Genomic DNA, 15991 nt, shown 5'->3' with positions numbered 1-15991 from the left:
GTACCGTTACCCTCGAACTATGATTTCTCGGCTGCCCTCCATCGGCGTGGTGCTCGCGGGCGGCACAGGCCGGCGTGTCGGCCACAGTGAGCCGAAGCAGCTCATCAAGCTGGCCGGGCGGACGATCCTGGAGCACACGATCGAGCTGTTCGACGCCTCTCCCGACGTCGACGAGGTGGTCGTGCTGATGACGCCGGGGTTCGTGGAGCCGGTGCGCGAGCTGGTGCGGCGGTGCGGTTTCGGCAAGGTGACCGCGATCGTCGAGGGCGGGGCGAGCCGGACCGAGAGCACCTGGCGGGCCCTTCAGGCGGTGGGCGAGCGGGAGTGCAACGTGCTCCTGCACGACGCCGTGCGGCCCTTGCTGGAGCCCCGGATCATCACCGACTGTGTCCGCGCCCTGGAGACGTACGAAGCCGTCGAGGTGGCGATCCCCAGCTCCGACACGGTGCTGGTGGCCGAGGACGACATCGTGCGCGAGGTGCTGGACCGGTCGCGGCTGCGGCGGGCGCAGACGCCGCAGGCGTTCCGGCTGTCGGTGATCCGCGAGGCGTACCGGCGGGCGATGGCCGATCCCGGCTTCGCCACCCGGCAGGCGACCGACGACTGCGGCGTGGTGCTGCGTTACCTGCCGGAGGTGCCGATCTACCTGGTGCCGGGCAGCGAGCGCAACATGAAGGTCACCCACCCGATCGACCTGTCCATCGCCGACCAGCTGCTGCGCCTGGCCGCCGCCGGCACGCCCGCGCCCGCCCCGCCCGACTACCGGCGGGTCCTCTCCGGCCGCACGGTCGCGGTGTTCGGCGACGGCGCCGACCTCGCCGCCCTGGCGTCCGGATACGGCGCGGTGGTGCGGTGCTTCCCCGCGGATCTGGCCCGTACGGAGGAGCAGGCGGCCAAGGCCCTGGCCGAGGCGGGCCCGGTGCACCACGTCATCCACCTCGCGGGCCCGCGCCCCGGTTCGCTCGCGGCGGCCGACGCGGAAGCCCTGGCCCTGGCCTGCCTCGGGGCGGCGAACGTCGCCAGGGCCGCGTACCCGCTCCTGCGCGAGACCGGCGGCACGCTCGTCCTCCAGGCAGACGGCGGCGACGGCAGCGTCGCCGCCCCGGCCCGTGCGGCGACCGCCGAGCTGGCCCGAGCCCTGGCCGCCGAGTGGGCAGCCGACGACATCCGCGTCAACGCGGTCCTCACGACCGACCCCCACCGGACGGCGCGGACCTGCCTGGACGCGCTCGCCTCCGGCCTGACCGGACAGGTCATGGACGGCTGATCCCACGCTCACGCACCGTACGGAACGGTGCGTGGCGTCAGCGGGGTGGGCGGGCCGGACTGCGCGGGTCTGGCGTCAGCGGGGTGGGCGGGCCAGTTTTCGAGGGCTGGTGAGGAAGCCCCAGCCCCATGACATGTGCATGGTCGCGTACACCACCGGCAGCCGCAGCCTGGCCGACCACGGCAGCCCGCTTCCGGTCAGCGCCGAACCCGCCACGATGGCCGCGGCGTATCCGCCCGGGACGACCAACCCCAGGGGGAAGAACGGCGCGACCACCAGCCCGAGCAGGATGGCCAGCACGGCGGCCGGTGGCGCGAGGTAGCGCAGGTTGATCGTGCCCTCGTGGGTGCGCGCCACCACCCGGCGCCATCTGCCGTAGTGGAAGTACTGCTTGGCGAGCGCCTTGACGTTGGGCCGCGGCCGGTAGGAGACCCGCATCCGCGGCTGGAACCACACCAGGCCGCCGGTCTGGCGGATGCGGTGGTTCATCTCCCAGTCCTGGGCGCGCTGGAAGTGCTCGTCGTAGCCGCCCACCCGGGCCAGCGCGGAGCGCCTGAACACGCCGAGGTAGACCGTGTCGGCGGGCCCGGCCGTGCCGCCGACGTGGAAGGCCGCCGCGCCCACGCCGATCTTGGAGGTCATCGCGCACGCGACGGCCTGCTCGAACGGGCTGACGCCCTCGGCCGCCATCACGCCGCCGACGTTGTCGGCTCCTGTCTCGTACAGGGTCTCGACCGCCACCCGCAGGTAGTCGGGCGGGAGCATGGCGTGGCCGTCGACCCTGGCGATGATGCCGTTGCGGGAGGCGGCGATGGCGGCGTTGAGCGCGTTGGGTGTGCGGCCCGTGGGGTTGGGCACGACGGTCACCCGGCGGTCGGCGGCGGCGATGGCGTCGGCGACCTCTTGCGTGCGGTCGTGTGACGGACCGACGGCGAGGACGACCTCGATCTCACCCGGGTAGTGCTGGGCGAGCACCTGGTCGACGGCTTCGCGGAGATGGCGTTCCTCGTTGAGGACCGGCATGACGACGGAGATGGGGGGCCAGCCACGCGTCTCCGCTGGCGCGTGCGGCGAGTCGGGGAACTGCTTCATGGCGGGGCTCACGCTACTGTACGACCACGGGAGGACGGCAATCGAGAGCGCAATCCTCCGGCGGCACGGAGGGGGACGGTCATGCGCGACCCAGGCGAGGAGGACGCCGGGGTGATCGTGGGCGGCGACGCCTACGGCGGCGTCAAGCTCGCCGGCGGGCGGCGCAGGCCGCGCAGGAGCGCCAGGGTGCGGCGGCGCAACGCGGTCCTCGCGGGCCTGCTGTCCACGGGCGTCCTGATCGGCACCGGCGTGGTGTGGGCGACGCCGCGCCAGATCGGCACGGTCGACGCGGGGGTCGAGGAGACCGCGCCGCGCGGGGCGGAGAACATCCTGCTGGTGGGCGTCGACAAGCGCGACGACCTCACCCGCAAGAAGCAGAACGAGCTCAAGCTCGGCCGCGAGTCGGGCCAGCGCACCGACACCATGATGGTGATCCACCTGTCGGAGGACCACAGCCGGATCACCGTGGTGAGCCTGCCGCGCGACACCTGGACGACGATCCCCGGCAAGGGCGATCACAAGATCAACTCGGCCTACCAGTTCGGCGGCCCGAAGCTCACCGTGCAGGCCGTGCAGCAGGCCACCGGCCTCAAGATCAACCGGTACATCGAGGTCAACGTGCTGGGCTTCATCGACGTGGTCGACTCGCTCGGCGGCGTCACCGTCTGCACGCCCGTGCCGATCAACGACCCGAAGACCGGTCTCAACCTCGCCGCCGGCACCCACGAGCTGCAGGGCGCGCAGGCGCTGGGTTACGCCCGCACCCGCGCCACCGCCCGCTCCGACCTCGACCGGATCGACCGGCAGCAGCAGGTGATCTCGGCCCTGCTGAACCGGGCGCTGAGCGCCGACACGCTGGCCAACCCGGCCAAGCTGGCCTCGTTCGTCAACACCACGCTCGGCACGATCAAGGTCGACCCCGACGACGGGCTGCTCGGGCTGGCCACCCAGCTGCGGGACGTCAAGCTCGACAACGTGCAGTTCGCCGACGTGCCGCTGGAAGACGTCGACTTCCGCACCTCCACGGGCGAGTCGGCGGTGCTGTGGGACAAGCAGAAGGCGCGTGAGCTGTTCCGGGCCATCGAGGCCGACCAGGACCTGATCAAGCCCACCCCCAAGGCGAGCCCCTCGGCCAAGGCCTCGGCCGGGCCGGCGTCCGTCCCGCCGCAGGAGATCTCGGTCAAGGTGCTCAACGGCACGCTGATCACCGGGCTCGGCGCCCGGACGCGCACCGCGCTGGTCGCCTACGGCTTCCGGGTGCCCGAGGACGCCGGCAACACCGCGCGCAAGGACCACAAGAAGACCGTGGTGCGCTACGGCCCCGGCCAGGAGGCCGCCGCCCGCACGGTCGCCGCCGCCATCCCCGGGTCCGACCTGCGGCAGGCGGACGTCAAGGAGATCGAGGTCGTCATCGGCGCCGACCAGCCGAAGGTGGCCAAGCCCAAGGCCTCCACGACGCCGTCGGCGCGGCCGAGCGCTTCCCCATCTGCGGAAACGGCAACACAGAACATCTGCAAGAAATAGGTTAACAATCAGCCAAGAGGGCACCCTTTCCCCATGATTGTCAGGTCTTGGCAGGAGGAACTCTGCACGGTCCTGCGCGTCTCGGGGGAGCTCGACGTGGCGGGCGCTCCCCGGCTCCGCGCCGAGCTGGAGCCGGTCCTGTCCTCCCCCGGCCCGCTCATGCTCGTGATGGATCTGAGCGAGGTGCCGTTCTGCGACTCGGTGGGGCTGGGCGTGCTGGTCTCGACGCACAACCACGCGCGGCGCACCGGCGGCAGGCTGATCCTGGTCCTCCAGGAGGGCATGATCAGCAACCTGCTGACGATCACCAACCTCGACCGCCACTTCGAGACGAGCCCCTCGCTCACGGACGCCCAGGCGGCGCTCGCCGCCGCGGCGTAGCCCCGCCACGGGATGCGAGACGATGTCATCGTCGTCCCTGCGGTTCTCCTGTGGAGGCATTGGCGTTGTTCGAGGAGTTCCCCGAGCCCGCGCGGTCCCAGCTCGTGGCCGCCCACGACGAGGGCAGGACCCGGCCGGAGTGGTGTTTCGCTGACGGGCCCGTCCGGCTGGCGTTCTGGGCACCCTTCGCCGGCGCGGAGCCGATGATCGTCTGGCAGTTCACGGCCGGCCCCGACCCGGCCGCCGCCTCGCGCCTGCTGCGCCGTGCCCTCGCGTCCGCCGGCGTCCAGAAGGTCATCCATGACATCTCGCTGCCGTCCGGCCTGTCGCCGCTCATCGACCGTGCGGTCGAGCACGAGTCGCTGACCAGCGCCGGGTTCGCGCTGGAGGTCGAGCGGCTGCTGCTCGAATGGCGGCCAGGCGGCGACCTGCCCGCCGACCCCGGCCGGCTGACCTACCGCCCGGCCAGGGAGCTCGACCCGGCCGAGGTGCTCGACCTGCTGGTGCGCATCTCGTACGGGTCGCTCGACCACGACACCCGGGTGGAGCTGGCGACGGTGGGGGCCGAGCACGAGGCGCGCTGGATGTACGACGACCTGATGAACCGCAAGGGCAAGCCCGGCTGGTTCGTGATCGGCTGTCTGGACGGCGAGCCGGTCGGCCTGGTCGCGCCCGACGACCACTCGATCGCCTACATCGGGGTGGTGCCGGAGCACCGCGGCCACGGCTACGTCGACGACCTGCTGGCCCACGGCACCCGCACGCTCGCCGAGGCCGGGGTCCAGCGCGTCGTGGCCGCCACCGACGTGGCCAACGCCCCGACCGCGGCGGCGTTCCTGCGGGCCGGATACTCCGAGGCCGGCCGCCTGCACCGCTACTACTGGCGGCTCCGTGATGGGATGTCCTCGTGAGACTTGGTGTGATCTTCGACCGGGATCTGCCGCCGGAGCGGCTCGTGCCGGTGGCGCGGGCGCTCGACGCCCTGGACCGGGTGGACGACCTGTGGGTGGTCGAGGACCTGGGCTGGACCGGCGGCGTCTCCTCCGCCGCCACCGCCCTGGCCGTCACCTCCCGGCTGCGCGTCGGCATCGGCATCGCCCCGGCGCCGCTGCGCAACCCGATGCTGCTGGCCATGGAGCTGGCCAACCTGGCCCGGCTGCACCCCGGCAGGCTGGCCGCCGGGATCGGCCACGGGGTGCCGGCGTGGATGGCCCAGGCGGGGGCCGCGCCGCCGTCGCCGCTGGCCCTCCTGGAGGAGACGATCACCTCCGTACGGGCGCTGCTGAGGGGCGAGACGGTCACCATGGCTGGCCGGTCGGTCCAGCTGGACGGGCTGTCGCTGGTGCACCCGCCTCGCGAGGTCCCGCCGGTGCTGGCGGGCGTCAAGGGTCCCCGCTCGCTGGCCCTGTCCGGGCGGGTGGCGCAGGGCACGATCCTGCCCGAGGGCCTCGGTCCCGACCAGGTCAGGCAGGCGCTCGGCCAGATCTCCCCCGCCGGTGACCACGAGCTGGCCGCCTTCACCTACCTGCACGTCGGGCCGGGCTTCCCCGGCCATGTGGCCGAGGGCCAGGCCGAGTTCCTGGGCGTGGCGCCGGAGGAGGTGGCGAGCGCCGTCGGCACCGCCGAGGAGGCCGCGGCGCATGTCAGGGCCCTGTGGTCGGCGGGCGCCGGCACGGTGCTGGTCCGCCCGGTGGCCGCCGACCCGGTCCCCCACGTGGAGGCCCTTCTCGCCGCGCTCTGACCCGTACCGGGATCTGGCCGAAAGGCGGACGGCGATCGGCCGGAAGGCTGATCCGCGCCCACCGGCGCCCCGGCCACGATCGGAAGCATGAAGCGGACCTTGACAGTGGCAGCGGTGATCGCCGGGATGGCCGGGCTCGCCGGTTGCGGCGCGACCTTCGACGACACCGAGACGCACTCCGCACGGGCGTTCGCCCATTCAGGGGCGACGCTGGTCGTCAAGTCCTCCGTGGGCGGCCTGCGGTTCCTGCCGGGCACGGCCGGCGAGGTCCGGGTCGACCGGTGGCTGGAGGGGAAGGCGGCCAGGGGCGGCAACGCCTCCTGGTCGTTCCGAGGGGGCGTGCTCCGGCTGAGCGCCGACTGCACCATGGTGTTCGGCACCTGCGGCGCCCGCTACCACGTACGGGTGCCGCCGGGGACGAGGCTCGTGGTCGACGGCTCCGACGACGGCGTCATCCTGAAGAACCTCGACCAGGACGCGGACGTCTCGACCCGCGGTCCCATCACGGCCGAGGGGACGTCGGGCAGGCTGCGCCTCCTGGGCGGCGAGGAGCCGATCAAGGGCTCGGGCCTCAAGTCGGCCGACGTGCGGGCCCGGACGGTGAGCGGCTCGATCGCGCTGGCCTTCGCCGTCGCGCCCGTCAAGCTGGACGCCCGGTCGCGGGAGGGCGGGGTGACGGTGGCGGTGCCGCGCGAGAAGTACGCGATCACCGCCGAGTCCGCCGAGGGGTCCGAACGCTCCGAGCTGAAGAGCGCCAGGAGCGATCGGACGATCGTCGCCAGAAGCGAATCCGGAAATATCCGGATCAAGGGGGTTGGTTGACCCGGCGGCCGTGCTCCCGGCTCCGGGGGTCAGTCGCCGTCCTGGTCGTTGTCGTCCTGGCCGTCGTCCTGGTCGTCGTTCTGCTGGTTAGTGTTGACGACATCCGGGTCGTCGTCGCCGTCGTCGCCACCGCCTCCGCAGGCGCCGGTCAACCCGAGCACGGCCACCATCGCGGCGGCCGCGAGCATCGACCTGTGACTCCTCCGACGCAGCATGCGCATCTCCCTTGATCAGTGTCTTTACCGTCGTTTCCTCCTTATCCACCATCAGCCCGGTTTAACAGGAGGAAGACCTGATTAGGTAAACGACCGGTCGTTCATATAGTCTGACGGCATGACACACGACGGCCGCCGGCTGCGCGGCCAGCGGAGCCGGGAGGCGATCCTCGATCAGGCCGTGAGCCTGGCCTCCGTGGAGGGCCTCGACGGGCTCTCGCTCGGCCGGCTGGCCACCACGCTCGGCATCAGCAAGTCGGGCTTCTTCGCCCACTGGCGCGACAAGGAGCAGCTCCAGCTCGACGCCGTCGACTGGGCGGCCCGCCAGTGGACCGAGCAGATCATCTCTCCCGCGCTGCGCGCGCCGGCGGGCGTCCGGAGGCTGTTCGCGCTGCACGAGCTGCGGCTGCGCTTCTACGCCGACCGGGTGCTGCCCGGCGGGTGCTTCTTCCTGGCGGCGCAGACCGAGTTCGACGACCGGCCGGGAGAGGTGCGTCAACGCGTCTCCCAGGCGCTGCGCGACTGGCTGGCGTTCATCCGGCGGCTCGTCGCCGAAGCGATCTCGCTGGGCGAGCTCCGGCCCGACGTCGATCCCGGGCAGCTCGCGTACGAGATCGAGGCCCTCGGCGAGCTGGCCGTCACCCACACCCGCCTGCTCGACGACCACCGGGCCGTCGAGCACGCCCGCCGCGCCGTCCTGCAGAGGCTGCGCGCCCTCTGCCCCGACCCCGCACTGCTACCGGAGGATTGAATGACCGACGAAGGACACTACGAGTCCGTCCACGTCCACTTCGACGACCTCGACGTCATGGGCCTGTTGCACAACTCGCGCTACGCCCTGCTGGTGGAGCGGGCGATCGGCGCCTACTGGACCAGGCTCGGCTGGTCGCCCGACCCCGCCACGTCGGCGTTCAAGGACGTGTCGTTCGCCGTGCGCGAGTTCAAGATCTCCTATGAGGCGCCCGTCATGGGGGCGGGCGAGCTGGCGGTGCGTCTCTGGATCGAGCGCATGGGGCGCAGCAGCGTGGTGTACGGCTTCCTCGTGCTGTCCCCCGATCATGAGATCACCCACGCCGAGGGCTACCGCGCCAACGTCAACCTCGACCCGGTCACGTTCCGCCCCACGCCCATCAGCGACGAGAGCCGCGCCGCCGCCGGGCCCCTGTTCCTGCCGGTGGCGGCGGGCTGAGCGGCTCATCGGCTTCCTGAGGCACCTGCGCGAGCCCTTCGCCGGCTCGCCCCGCGCACCGCTCCCTGCGGCGCACCGCGGGGATGAGCGTCAGCAGGCCGATCGCGGCCAGGGCCGCGCCGAGCCAGAGAGGGGCGCGCAGGCCGTAGGCATCGATGGCGAGGCCGCCCGCCGAGGAGCCGATGATGACCCCCAGCGTGATGAACGACGCGTGGACCGTGTTGACCAGCGGACGGGCATTCGCCGCTCGCTGGACTCTGGTGGCCATCGCGGGATTCATGGTCACACCCACCAGGCCGATGCCCAGCATGAACATCACCGCCGGGAACGTGGCGTGGGCCAGCAGGGCGAAGCCGACCAGGAAGGCCATGTTCAGGGCCAGACCCCACACCTGGACGCTGATCGTGTAGCGGTCCGCCAGGCGGCCGACGACCGTGTTGCCGATCACCGTGGCCGCGCCGTAGGCGACGAGCAGCAGGGGGACCGTGGTCCCGCTGACTCCGGTGACCTGGGTGAAGATCGGGTTCAGGTAACTGAAGGCGGAGAAGGTCGCGCCGATGATGAGTGTGCTGGTCGACAGGGCCAGCCACAGATCACGGTTCTTGAGTGCGGTCAGCTCCTCACGGAGGTTCCCGCCGTCATCGGCGACCCGTTCCAGACGCGGCACACCGAGCTGCGTGGCACCCGCGATCACCACGGTCAGCACGCCGATCGCCCAGAACGCGGCACGCCAGCCCAGATGCTCCCCGATCAGCGTCGACAGCGGAAGCCCCAGCAGCGTGCCGACCATCAGCCCGTTCATGACGACCGCGATGGCCCGTCCACGCATCCCCGGAGCCGTCAGCTGCGCCGCCATGGAGACGGCCACTCCGAAGAACGCCTGGGAGGCCACGCCGGTGATCACGCGCGCCACCAACATGATCGGGTATGTGGGGGCGGCGGCGGCCAGCACGTTTCCCGCCAGGAAGATCGCGAACAGCCCCGCGAGCGCCGTCTTCGGGCGCAGCCGCACCATGGCGACGGTGAGAAACGGACCGCCGACGGTCATGGCGACGGCGAAGGCGGTGATGAGGTAACCGATCTGGGGAATGGTCGCGTCCAGTCCGTCCGCCATCTGCGGCATGAGCCCGGCGACGGCGAACTCGCTGGTCACCATCGCGAAGATGCCGAGAGCCAGCAGATATATGACACGGGGCAAGGTCGGTCACTCCTTCAGCACGAATTTTGCATCGGTCGGTGTAGAATGCGGGCAGGCGGAAACCCCGCCCGACTTCCGGCGAGAGACTCAGGCCAGCGCGTCGAGTGCCGTGGCCGCGATCGACTCCAGGACGACACGGTCGCCTCCGCCGCGCGCGGTGACCCGGATGCCCGCGATCACGGCGTTGACGAAGCGAGCGAGGTCTTCCGGGTCACGCGTGGAGGTGAGGTCGCCGGCGGCCAGCCCCGCCGCGATGGCAGACCGCAGCGAGTCGAGCCGCCGGACCAGGTCGCGTTCCAGGATCAGGGCGATCTCCGGATCGCGACCCGCGAGCTCCACCGTGGTGTTGACCGTCAGACAGCCACGACCGTGACCGCCCGGCGAGGACTCGGACTCGACGATCACCGCCAGCAACGCGCGGATCCGTTCGATGACCGGCCGTTCCTCGTCCTCCAGGATGCGCAGCTGGTTTCCGGTGGTGGTCTCGACATAGCGAGTCAGCGCACGCCTGAACAGCTCGTGCTTGCTGGTGAACGCGTTGTAGAGGCTGCTGCGATCCAGCCCGACAGCGTCGCACAGATGGCGGGTGGAGGTGGCTTCGTAGCCGTACGTCCTGAAAAGGTCCAGCGCGATGGCCAGGACCTGATCCTCGTCGAATGTCCGGGGTCGAGCCATGCGATGGACGCTACCACGTTTTACACCGGTCGATGCAATACTCTGCCCGGAGGATGCCGCCGGCCTCCGGGCGGGAGGCCCGTGCTCGTCAGCCGGTCTCGGCGAACCGCCTGAGCACCGGGGCGAGCACGTCGGCGGCCACGCCGTGCTGCTCCCCCTTGACGACCTGCAGCGTGGCGGTCGGCAGCAGCTCGGCGACGGCGCGGGCGCCGACCATCAGCGACGGATCGGTGCCGTCGCCGTGCATGGCCAGGACGGGGACGTCGACCGCGGCCCAGCGGTCCTCGTCCAGCGGATTGCCCGCCATCGCGGACGCCACGAACCGGCCGTCGTAGGCGATCGTGTGCGCGACCTCCTCGACGGCCGCCCAGAACGGGCTCTGCCGGAAACCGTCGACGACCTCGGCGGGCATGCCGACCGCCGCGGTGAAGAACAGCGCCGCCGCGTCGCCGGGACGGCCCTGGGCGATCGCCTCGTCGAGCCGCTCGACATAGTCCGGCGGCAGGGGCGGGCGGGTGTCGTCGATGATGAACGGCGGCTCCCACACCACCAGCCGGCTGATCGGCAGCCCGGCCACCGCGGCGTCGAGGGCCAGGGCCGCGCCTGAGGAGAACCCGCAGACGATGGCGGGCCCTCCGGCGTCGGCGATGATCGCCGCGAGGTCCTCGATCTCGCGCTCCGTCGCGTACGGGGCGATGTCGGTGCTCTGGCCGCGCCCGCGCCGGTCGTAGGCGTAGGTGCGGAACCCGTCGCGCAGCAGCTCCCCAACCTCGGCGCCCAGCGGGTTGACGGCGCGGTGGGAGGTGGCGCCGTCGACCATGACCAGCGGCTGACCCTCGCCCACGGCGTCGAAAGCGATGATGGTGCCGTCCTTCGAGCGGACCGTGCCCATGGTTACTCTCCTTCATTTTCGGAACTGGACGGTACAGTACTGGCTTCCGTACGGAACTGTCCAGTACTATCCCTGCCTAGCCCTAAGGAGGTGTTGTGGACCCACAGCAGAGCGGCGCCGGGCCCGAGACCGGTCGCACGGCCAGGAAGCGGCGCGCGATCCTGGACGCGGCCACCGAGGTGTTCCTGCAGAACGGCTACCTCGGAGCGAGCATGGACGAGGTGGCCGCCAAGGCCGCGGTGTCCAAGCAGACCGTCTACAAGCAGTTCGCGGACAAGAAGCACCTCTTCACCGAGATCATCCTCGGCACCACAGCCCAGCTCATGGACGGCTTCAGGCAGGTCGCGGCCGACCTCGACCGGGCCACCGACGCGCGCCAGGCCCTGCACGACCTCGCCCGCGCCCTCCTCGCCAACCTCACCCAGCCGGACGTCCTGCGGCTGCGCCGCCTGGTCATCGCCGAGGCCGACCGGTTCCCCGACATCTCCGGGGCGTGGTTCGAGCACGGTTTCCACCAGTCGCTGGTGATGCTGGGCGAGACGCTGCGCCGCCTGGAGGGCCGCGGGCTGCTGCGCAACCTGCCTGACCCGACGCTGGCCGCCTACCAGTTCGCCGGGCTGGTCATGTACAAGCCGATGAACCAGGTGATGTTCGCCGGCACCCCCGCCGGTCCCGCGGCCGAGGAGCTGGAGAGCATCGCCGGCCAGGCGGTGGAGGTGTTCCTCGCGGCCTACGGCTGACAGTTCAGCCGCCCAGGATGCGGTCCAGGGTGCGGCGGCCCATCCGGCTCATGGCCCGGTTGCTCTCCGCGTAGTACCAGACCGCGCCCATCGCCTGCTGGAACGCCCACGCCCGGCCCCGCTCCCATTCGAGGTCGTCGCAGCCGAGCTCGTCGCGGAGCACCCGCCGAGGGCCCGGATCGAGCAGGTGCCACGCGCTCACGAGATCCAGCGCGGGGTCGGCCGGCCCGAACCCGCCGACGTCCAGGATCCCCGCCAGCCGCCCGTCCGCCACGAGCACGTTGCCGGGGATCAGATCGCCGTGGGTCATCACGTCGTCGGCCTCGCGCGGCAGGCTCCTCATGGAGTCCCACAGCCGCCGCAGCCTGGGGACGTCGAGCAGCCCCTCGCTGTTCCTGAAGCAGGTCTCCATCCACGCGTCGTGGGACTTCAGGTCGCCTCCCCGGCCTCCGCCCGCGAACGTGCGGCCCCGCGTGCCGACGGCACGCAGGCCCTCGATGAGCTCCGCCAGGTCGCGCGCGAACGCCGCCGACTCCCCCGGGTCCTCGTCCGTGGCCACGACACCGGGCAGCCACGTCTGCACCGCCCACGGCAGCGGATAGCCCGCCCCCGGCTCACCCAGCGCGACGGGCTCGGGCGTACGGAACCGCGTCCGGCCCGCCAGCTCCCGGGCCGCCTCCGCTTCCGCCCGCAGCCATCGCCGCGTCCGGCCGACGTCCCCGGGCTCCAGCGGGAACCGGGCGGCCAGCCGGTCGCCGACGCGGAAGACGGCGTTGACCGTCCCCTCGGAGGCGACGCTCCTGACGTCCAGGCCCCGCCACTGGGGGAACTGCGCCTCGATCAACGCACGCACCATCGCGGGCGTCACCGTCAGCTGGCCGGCGTGCATCCTCATCCGAGGAAGCCTCCCCACGCCGATGCCGGCCCGCAACCTCTTTTCCCGGGGTCCGCGCCGTCAGCGGGTGCTCGCCAGGGCGGTGCGGGCGATCTCGGCCCGTTCGGCGGCCTCCGCCTCGGCGGCCCGCTTCTCTGCGAGCACGCGGGCGTCGTAGGCGGTGCGGGCGGCGGCGATCTCGTTCTGGTGCGTCTCCGTCCAGGTGACCAGCTCGCGGATGGTGGAGTGCAGGGTCGTGCCGAGCGAGGTGAGCTCGTAGTCGACGCGCGGCGGGACGGTCGGGTGCACGGTCCTGCTGACCAGTCCGTCGCGTTCCAGGTGGCGCAGCGTACGGGTGAGCATGCGCTGGCTGACCCCGTCGATCATGCGGCGCAGCTCGGTGAAGCGCAGGCTGCGCCGGTCGAGCAGGGCGATGACCAACAGCGACCATTTGTCCGCGACGCGGTCGAGGATCTGCCGGACCTCGCAGTCCTCCCGGGTGTCCCACTGGAGAACGTCGTAGTCGTCGCCGGTATCCCCGCAGTGACCGAGGAACTCAGAAGTGCCGTCTTCCATGACATTTCATGATGCTCGACGATTCTGCTGGTTACAAGAAGGAACCGGCAGGCGGTCGAGGAACTGTGGGCCGGTTCCGCTTTCGTGAAAGGACCGCACCGTGCCCACCTCGATGTCCCCACGCTCGTGGGGCGTGCTCTTCGTGCTCGCCGGCGCCATCTTCCTGGAAGGGATCGACGTGGCCATGCTGAACGTGGCCCTGCCGGCGATCCGGGCGGATCTCGGCCTGTCCACCGGCATGCTCAGCGGCGTGGTCAGCGCCTACGTGCTCGGCTACGGCGGCTTCATGCTGCTGGGCGGCCGGGCCGCCGACCTGCTGGGACGCCGCAGGATGTTCCTGTTCTGGCTGATCGTCTTCCTGCTCTTCTCAGGTCTGGGGGGCTTCGCGACCGAAGGGTGGACGCTGTTGACGGCCCGCTTCGTGACCGGGGTCGCGGCCGCGTTCATGACGCCCGCAGGGCTCTCCCTGATCACCGGCAACTTCCCCGAAGGGCCGCAGCGCACCAAGGCGCTCGGGGTGTACGCCGGCACGGCCTCGGGCGGCTACGTGCTCGGCCTGGTCGCCGGCGGTCTGCTGGCCTCCGTCGGCTGGCGATGGGTGTTCTTCGCGCCGGTGATCCTGGCGGCGGTGATCCTCGTCGCGGCGCTGGTCCTGCTCAAGGAGAGCGAGGCGCCCGAGCGGCCTCCGGGCGGCTTCGACCTGGCCGGCGCGTTCAGCATCACCGGCGCGATGCTGCTGCTGGTGTACGGCGTGGTCCGGCTTGAGCACCCCGGCGACGGCCTCGCGGGCACGATCGGCGTGTTCGCCGCGGGCCTCGCCCTGCTGGCCGTCTTCGTCCTGATCGAACGACGCGCGGCCCATCCCCTGGTGCGGCTCGGCATCCTGCGCTCACACCCGCTGGTGCGGGCCAACCTGGGCGCGCTGCTGTTCCTCGCCTCGTTCGCCGGCTTCCAGTTCGTGGTCACCATCTACCTGCAGGAGGTGCGCGGCTGGAGCAGCCTGCAGACCGGTCTGGCCATGCTGGTGATCGGCATCGACACGATCCTCGCGCCGACGGTCACCCCGAAGCTGGTGAACCGGTTCGGCAACGCCCGCGTGCTCTTCGGCGGACTGGTGGTCGCCGCCCTGGCCTACGCGCTCTTCCTGCCGCTCGGGATGGACTGGACGTACGCGGCCATGCTGCCGACCATGCTCCTGCTCGGCGTGGCGTTCTCCCTGGCGTACGGCCCGCTGACCATGGCCGCCACCGAAGGGATCGACGAGCACGAGCACGGCCTGGCCAGCGGCCTGCTCTACACCTCCATCCAGTTCGGCACCGCGCTCGGGCTGTCGGCGGTGACCGCCGTGAGCGTCGCGGCGCTCGGCGACGCCGGCACGCCCGAGGCGACGCTGGACTCCCTGCGGCTCGCCCTCGTCGTCCCGGTCGCGGCCGCCGCCGCCGGCGCCCTGATCACCGCCTTCGGCCTCCGCCGCCGCACCGCCGGCCGCGTGTCCGTCCCGGCCTCGGTGTGACCGATGACGACCAGAGTGACCTCGTTCGGTGAGATCGAGCAGCAGTTCGCCGCCTACGTCGGCGACATCGTGTACGCCACCATGACCACCGTGGACGCCCGGGGCCGCCCCCGGGCGCGCGTCCTGATACCGGTCTGGGAGGTGGTCGACGGCCGCCCGATCGGCTGGCTGGCCACCTACAAGACCCCGGTGAAGACGGCGCACCTGGCCGGCAACCCGCACGCCACGTTCTCGTACTGGAGCCCCAGACAGAACGCGGTGAGCCTGGACACCGTGGCCGAATGGGCCGACGACCCGGAGCTCACGCGGCGGGTGTGGGACCTCTACCGGCAAGGGAGCCCGCCCGGGGCGGGGTACGAACTGGGCGACTTCTGGAGCGGCCCCGCCGATCCCCGGCTGCACGTCCTCCGGCTGGTCCCCTGGCGCGTCCAGGTCATCCGCGGCACCGACCTGCGGAGCAGGATCTGGCGAAACCCGTCGACCGGGAGCCTGGGCGCGGGCTACGGTCGCGCCTGATCCTCAGCCCTCTCCCGAGGCAGGTTGGTCCTATGGCGATCCCGAAGAAGTACGCGAGGCCCGTCACCGTCGACGGCACCGCGTTCCGGTGGCGTGTTCGCCGTAAGCCCACGTACTGCCAAGGGAACGGCTGGGGCCCGATGACGTTCGCGGTGGAGCAGGTCGACCTCTTCGACTGGGACGGCGCCGACCTGTTCGGCCCGTACACCTTCACGCTGTTCCTGGCTTTCCGCGCATCACGTGCGGAGGTGACCGTACGCGCGCGAGAGAGTGTCTTTCCGCCCACCCTGGGACAGTGACAGCAGATCTTGGAGGCGGCTGTGGCGATGCCGGATAAGGGGTCGCGGCTCATCACGGTCGGTGACGCCGTCTACCGCTGGCGGGTCCGCCGCAAGCCGGGCCGCCGTCAGGGTGACGGCTGGACGCCGCTCCGCTTCACCGTGGAGCGGGCCGAGGAGCCGGGGAGCGTGCTCGTGGTGACGCTCCCCTGCGCCCGGCCGGACAACTGGCGGGGGGAACGGACGGTCACCGTCCGTCCGATCCTCGTCGGCGGGTGCGTGCGGCGGGCCGTCGAGCGAGGATGGCGGCCCGGCCGCGCAGGCCCGGCGTTCGTCCTCGACGTCGCCGAGGACGAGCTGGCCGGGCTTCTCGGCGAGCCGCCCCGATACCTGGTCCCTTTCCTCTGGGGCATGATCCCGGAGGGCGGCCGCATCGAGGATCTCCCGCGATGCACTCAGATCTGGAGCCGGGACCGGTCTTCTTGATCCGCAGTGGGC

20 protein-coding genes are annotated in these 15991 nt (G+C 71.6%); 13 read left to right on the top strand and 7 right to left on the bottom strand.

The window, feature by feature from the left end; all coding sequences use genetic code 11:
- Positions 1-19 precede the first annotated feature (19 nt).
- A complete protein-coding gene (locus FR742_RS43880) occupies positions 20-1267 on the top strand; it encodes a bifunctional cytidylyltransferase/SDR family oxidoreductase (protein ID WP_148037056.1) in 1248 nt (415 codons plus the stop codon).
- 75 nt (positions 1268-1342) lie between these two features.
- On the opposite strand, the gene FR742_RS43875 is transcribed toward FR742_RS43880, so the two are convergent.
- Positions 1343-2359, bottom strand: a complete 1017-nt coding sequence (locus tag FR742_RS43875) for a glycosyltransferase family 2 protein (RefSeq protein ID WP_148037055.1) — start codon at positions 2357-2359, stop codon at positions 1343-1345.
- A gap of 81 nt (positions 2360-2440) precedes the next feature.
- Here FR742_RS43875 and FR742_RS43870 point away from each other — a divergent pair, with 81 nt between their 5' ends.
- The 5 genes from FR742_RS43870 to FR742_RS43850 all read left to right on the top strand — a co-directional run bounded on the left by FR742_RS43870 (position 2441) and on the right by FR742_RS43850 (position 6827).
- Entirely contained in the window at positions 2441-3883 is a 1443-nt protein-coding gene (locus FR742_RS43870) for an LCP family protein (protein WP_148037054.1), read from the top strand.
- A gap of 33 nt (positions 3884-3916) precedes the next feature.
- A complete protein-coding gene (locus FR742_RS43865) occupies positions 3917-4264 on the top strand; it encodes an STAS domain-containing protein (RefSeq protein ID WP_148037053.1) in 348 nt (115 codons plus the stop codon).
- Positions 4265-4314: 50 nt separating this feature from the next.
- A complete protein-coding gene (locus FR742_RS43860; protein ID WP_148037052.1) occupies positions 4315-5175 on the top strand; it encodes a GNAT family N-acetyltransferase in 861 nt (286 codons plus the stop codon).
- On the top strand, positions 5172-6005 hold the full coding sequence (locus FR742_RS43855) for an LLM class flavin-dependent oxidoreductase (protein ID WP_261809087.1): 834 nt from the start codon (positions 5172-5174) through the stop codon (positions 6003-6005). The genes FR742_RS43860 and FR742_RS43855 overlap by 4 nt, the downstream gene beginning before the upstream one ends.
- A gap of 87 nt (positions 6006-6092) precedes the next feature.
- Positions 6093-6827, top strand: coding sequence for a hypothetical protein (locus FR742_RS43850; RefSeq protein ID WP_148037051.1), 735 nt, complete (start codon positions 6093-6095; stop codon positions 6825-6827).
- Positions 6828-6856: 29 nt separating this feature from the next.
- Here the strand turns inward: FR742_RS43850 and FR742_RS43845 are convergent, their stop codons facing one another.
- The gene (locus FR742_RS43845; protein WP_148037050.1) at positions 6857-7042 is read right to left on the bottom strand and encodes a hypothetical protein; all 186 of its coding nucleotides are present in this window, start codon (positions 7040-7042) and stop codon (positions 6857-6859) included.
- A 118-nt stretch (positions 7043-7160) separates the two neighbouring features.
- Here FR742_RS43845 and FR742_RS43840 point away from each other — a divergent pair, with 118 nt between their 5' ends.
- Complete coding sequence (locus FR742_RS43840; RefSeq protein ID WP_148037049.1) at positions 7161-7793, top strand: TetR/AcrR family transcriptional regulator; 633 nt, start codon at positions 7161-7163, stop codon at positions 7791-7793.
- On the top strand, positions 7794-8231 hold the full coding sequence (locus FR742_RS43835) for a thioesterase family protein (RefSeq protein WP_148037048.1): 438 nt from the start codon (positions 7794-7796) through the stop codon (positions 8229-8231). It begins immediately after the preceding gene.
- Here the strand turns inward: FR742_RS43835 and FR742_RS43830 are convergent.
- From FR742_RS43830 to FR742_RS43820, 3 genes are all read right to left on the bottom strand, one after another.
- Positions 8173-9429 carry an MFS transporter gene (locus FR742_RS43830; RefSeq protein WP_148037047.1) on the bottom strand — a complete coding sequence of 419 codons (1257 nt, stop codon included), beginning with the start codon at positions 9427-9429 and terminating at the stop codon, positions 8173-8175. The two genes, FR742_RS43835 and FR742_RS43830, sit on opposite strands and share 59 nt — an antisense overlap.
- An 87-nt stretch (positions 9430-9516) precedes the next feature.
- The gene (locus FR742_RS43825) at positions 9517-10104 is read right to left on the bottom strand and encodes a TetR/AcrR family transcriptional regulator (RefSeq protein ID WP_148037046.1); all 588 of its coding nucleotides are present in this window, start codon (positions 10102-10104) and stop codon (positions 9517-9519) included.
- Positions 10105-10192: 88 nt separating this feature from the next.
- Complete coding sequence (locus tag FR742_RS43820; RefSeq protein WP_148037045.1) at positions 10193-10996, bottom strand: alpha/beta fold hydrolase; 804 nt, start codon at positions 10994-10996, stop codon at positions 10193-10195.
- A 95-nt stretch (positions 10997-11091) separates the two neighbouring features.
- Here FR742_RS43820 and FR742_RS43815 point away from each other — a divergent pair, with 95 nt between their 5' ends.
- Positions 11092-11736, top strand: a complete 645-nt coding sequence (locus FR742_RS43815; RefSeq protein WP_148037044.1) for a TetR/AcrR family transcriptional regulator — start codon at positions 11092-11094, stop codon at positions 11734-11736.
- A gap of 4 nt (positions 11737-11740) precedes the next feature.
- On the opposite strand, the gene FR742_RS43810 is transcribed toward FR742_RS43815, so the two are convergent.
- Together FR742_RS43810 and FR742_RS43805 are read right to left on the bottom strand one after the other, a co-directional pair.
- On the bottom strand, positions 11741-12631 hold the full coding sequence (locus tag FR742_RS43810) for an aminoglycoside phosphotransferase family protein (RefSeq protein ID WP_148037043.1): 891 nt from the start codon (positions 12629-12631) through the stop codon (positions 11741-11743).
- A 60-nt stretch (positions 12632-12691) separates the two neighbouring features.
- Positions 12692-13186 (bottom strand): helix-turn-helix domain-containing protein, encoded by a 495-nt coding sequence (locus FR742_RS43805; protein WP_148037042.1) that lies wholly within the window; start codon positions 13184-13186, stop codon positions 12692-12694.
- A gap of 100 nt (positions 13187-13286) precedes the next feature.
- Here FR742_RS43805 and FR742_RS43800 point away from each other — a divergent pair, with 100 nt between their 5' ends.
- From FR742_RS43800 to FR742_RS43785, 4 genes are read left to right on the top strand one after another with little or no spacing between them, the layout of a single operon-like run.
- Positions 13287-14699 carry an MFS transporter gene (locus tag FR742_RS43800; protein ID WP_261809086.1) on the top strand — a complete coding sequence of 471 codons (1413 nt, stop codon included), beginning with the start codon at positions 13287-13289 and terminating at the stop codon, positions 14697-14699.
- A gap of 3 nt (positions 14700-14702) precedes the next feature.
- Positions 14703-15215 (top strand): pyridoxamine 5'-phosphate oxidase family protein, encoded by a 513-nt coding sequence (locus FR742_RS43795; protein WP_148037041.1) that lies wholly within the window; start codon positions 14703-14705, stop codon positions 15213-15215.
- 32 nt (positions 15216-15247) lie between these two features.
- Positions 15248-15514, top strand: coding sequence for a hypothetical protein (locus FR742_RS43790; protein ID WP_148037040.1), 267 nt, complete (start codon positions 15248-15250; stop codon positions 15512-15514).
- A 21-nt stretch (positions 15515-15535) separates the two neighbouring features.
- Positions 15536-15979, top strand: coding sequence for a hypothetical protein (locus tag FR742_RS43785; RefSeq protein WP_222709302.1), 444 nt, complete (start codon positions 15536-15538; stop codon positions 15977-15979).
- Positions 15980-15991 lie beyond the last annotated feature (12 nt).

The sequence above is a fragment of the Nonomuraea sp. C10 genome, from assembly GCF_008017515.1.
GTDB classification, from domain to species: Bacteria; Actinomycetota; Actinomycetes; order Streptosporangiales; family Streptosporangiaceae; genus Nonomuraea; species Nonomuraea ferruginea.
The sequence above is the reverse complement of the archived record's forward strand: the minus strand, read 5'-3'. Positions and strand labels throughout refer to the sequence as shown.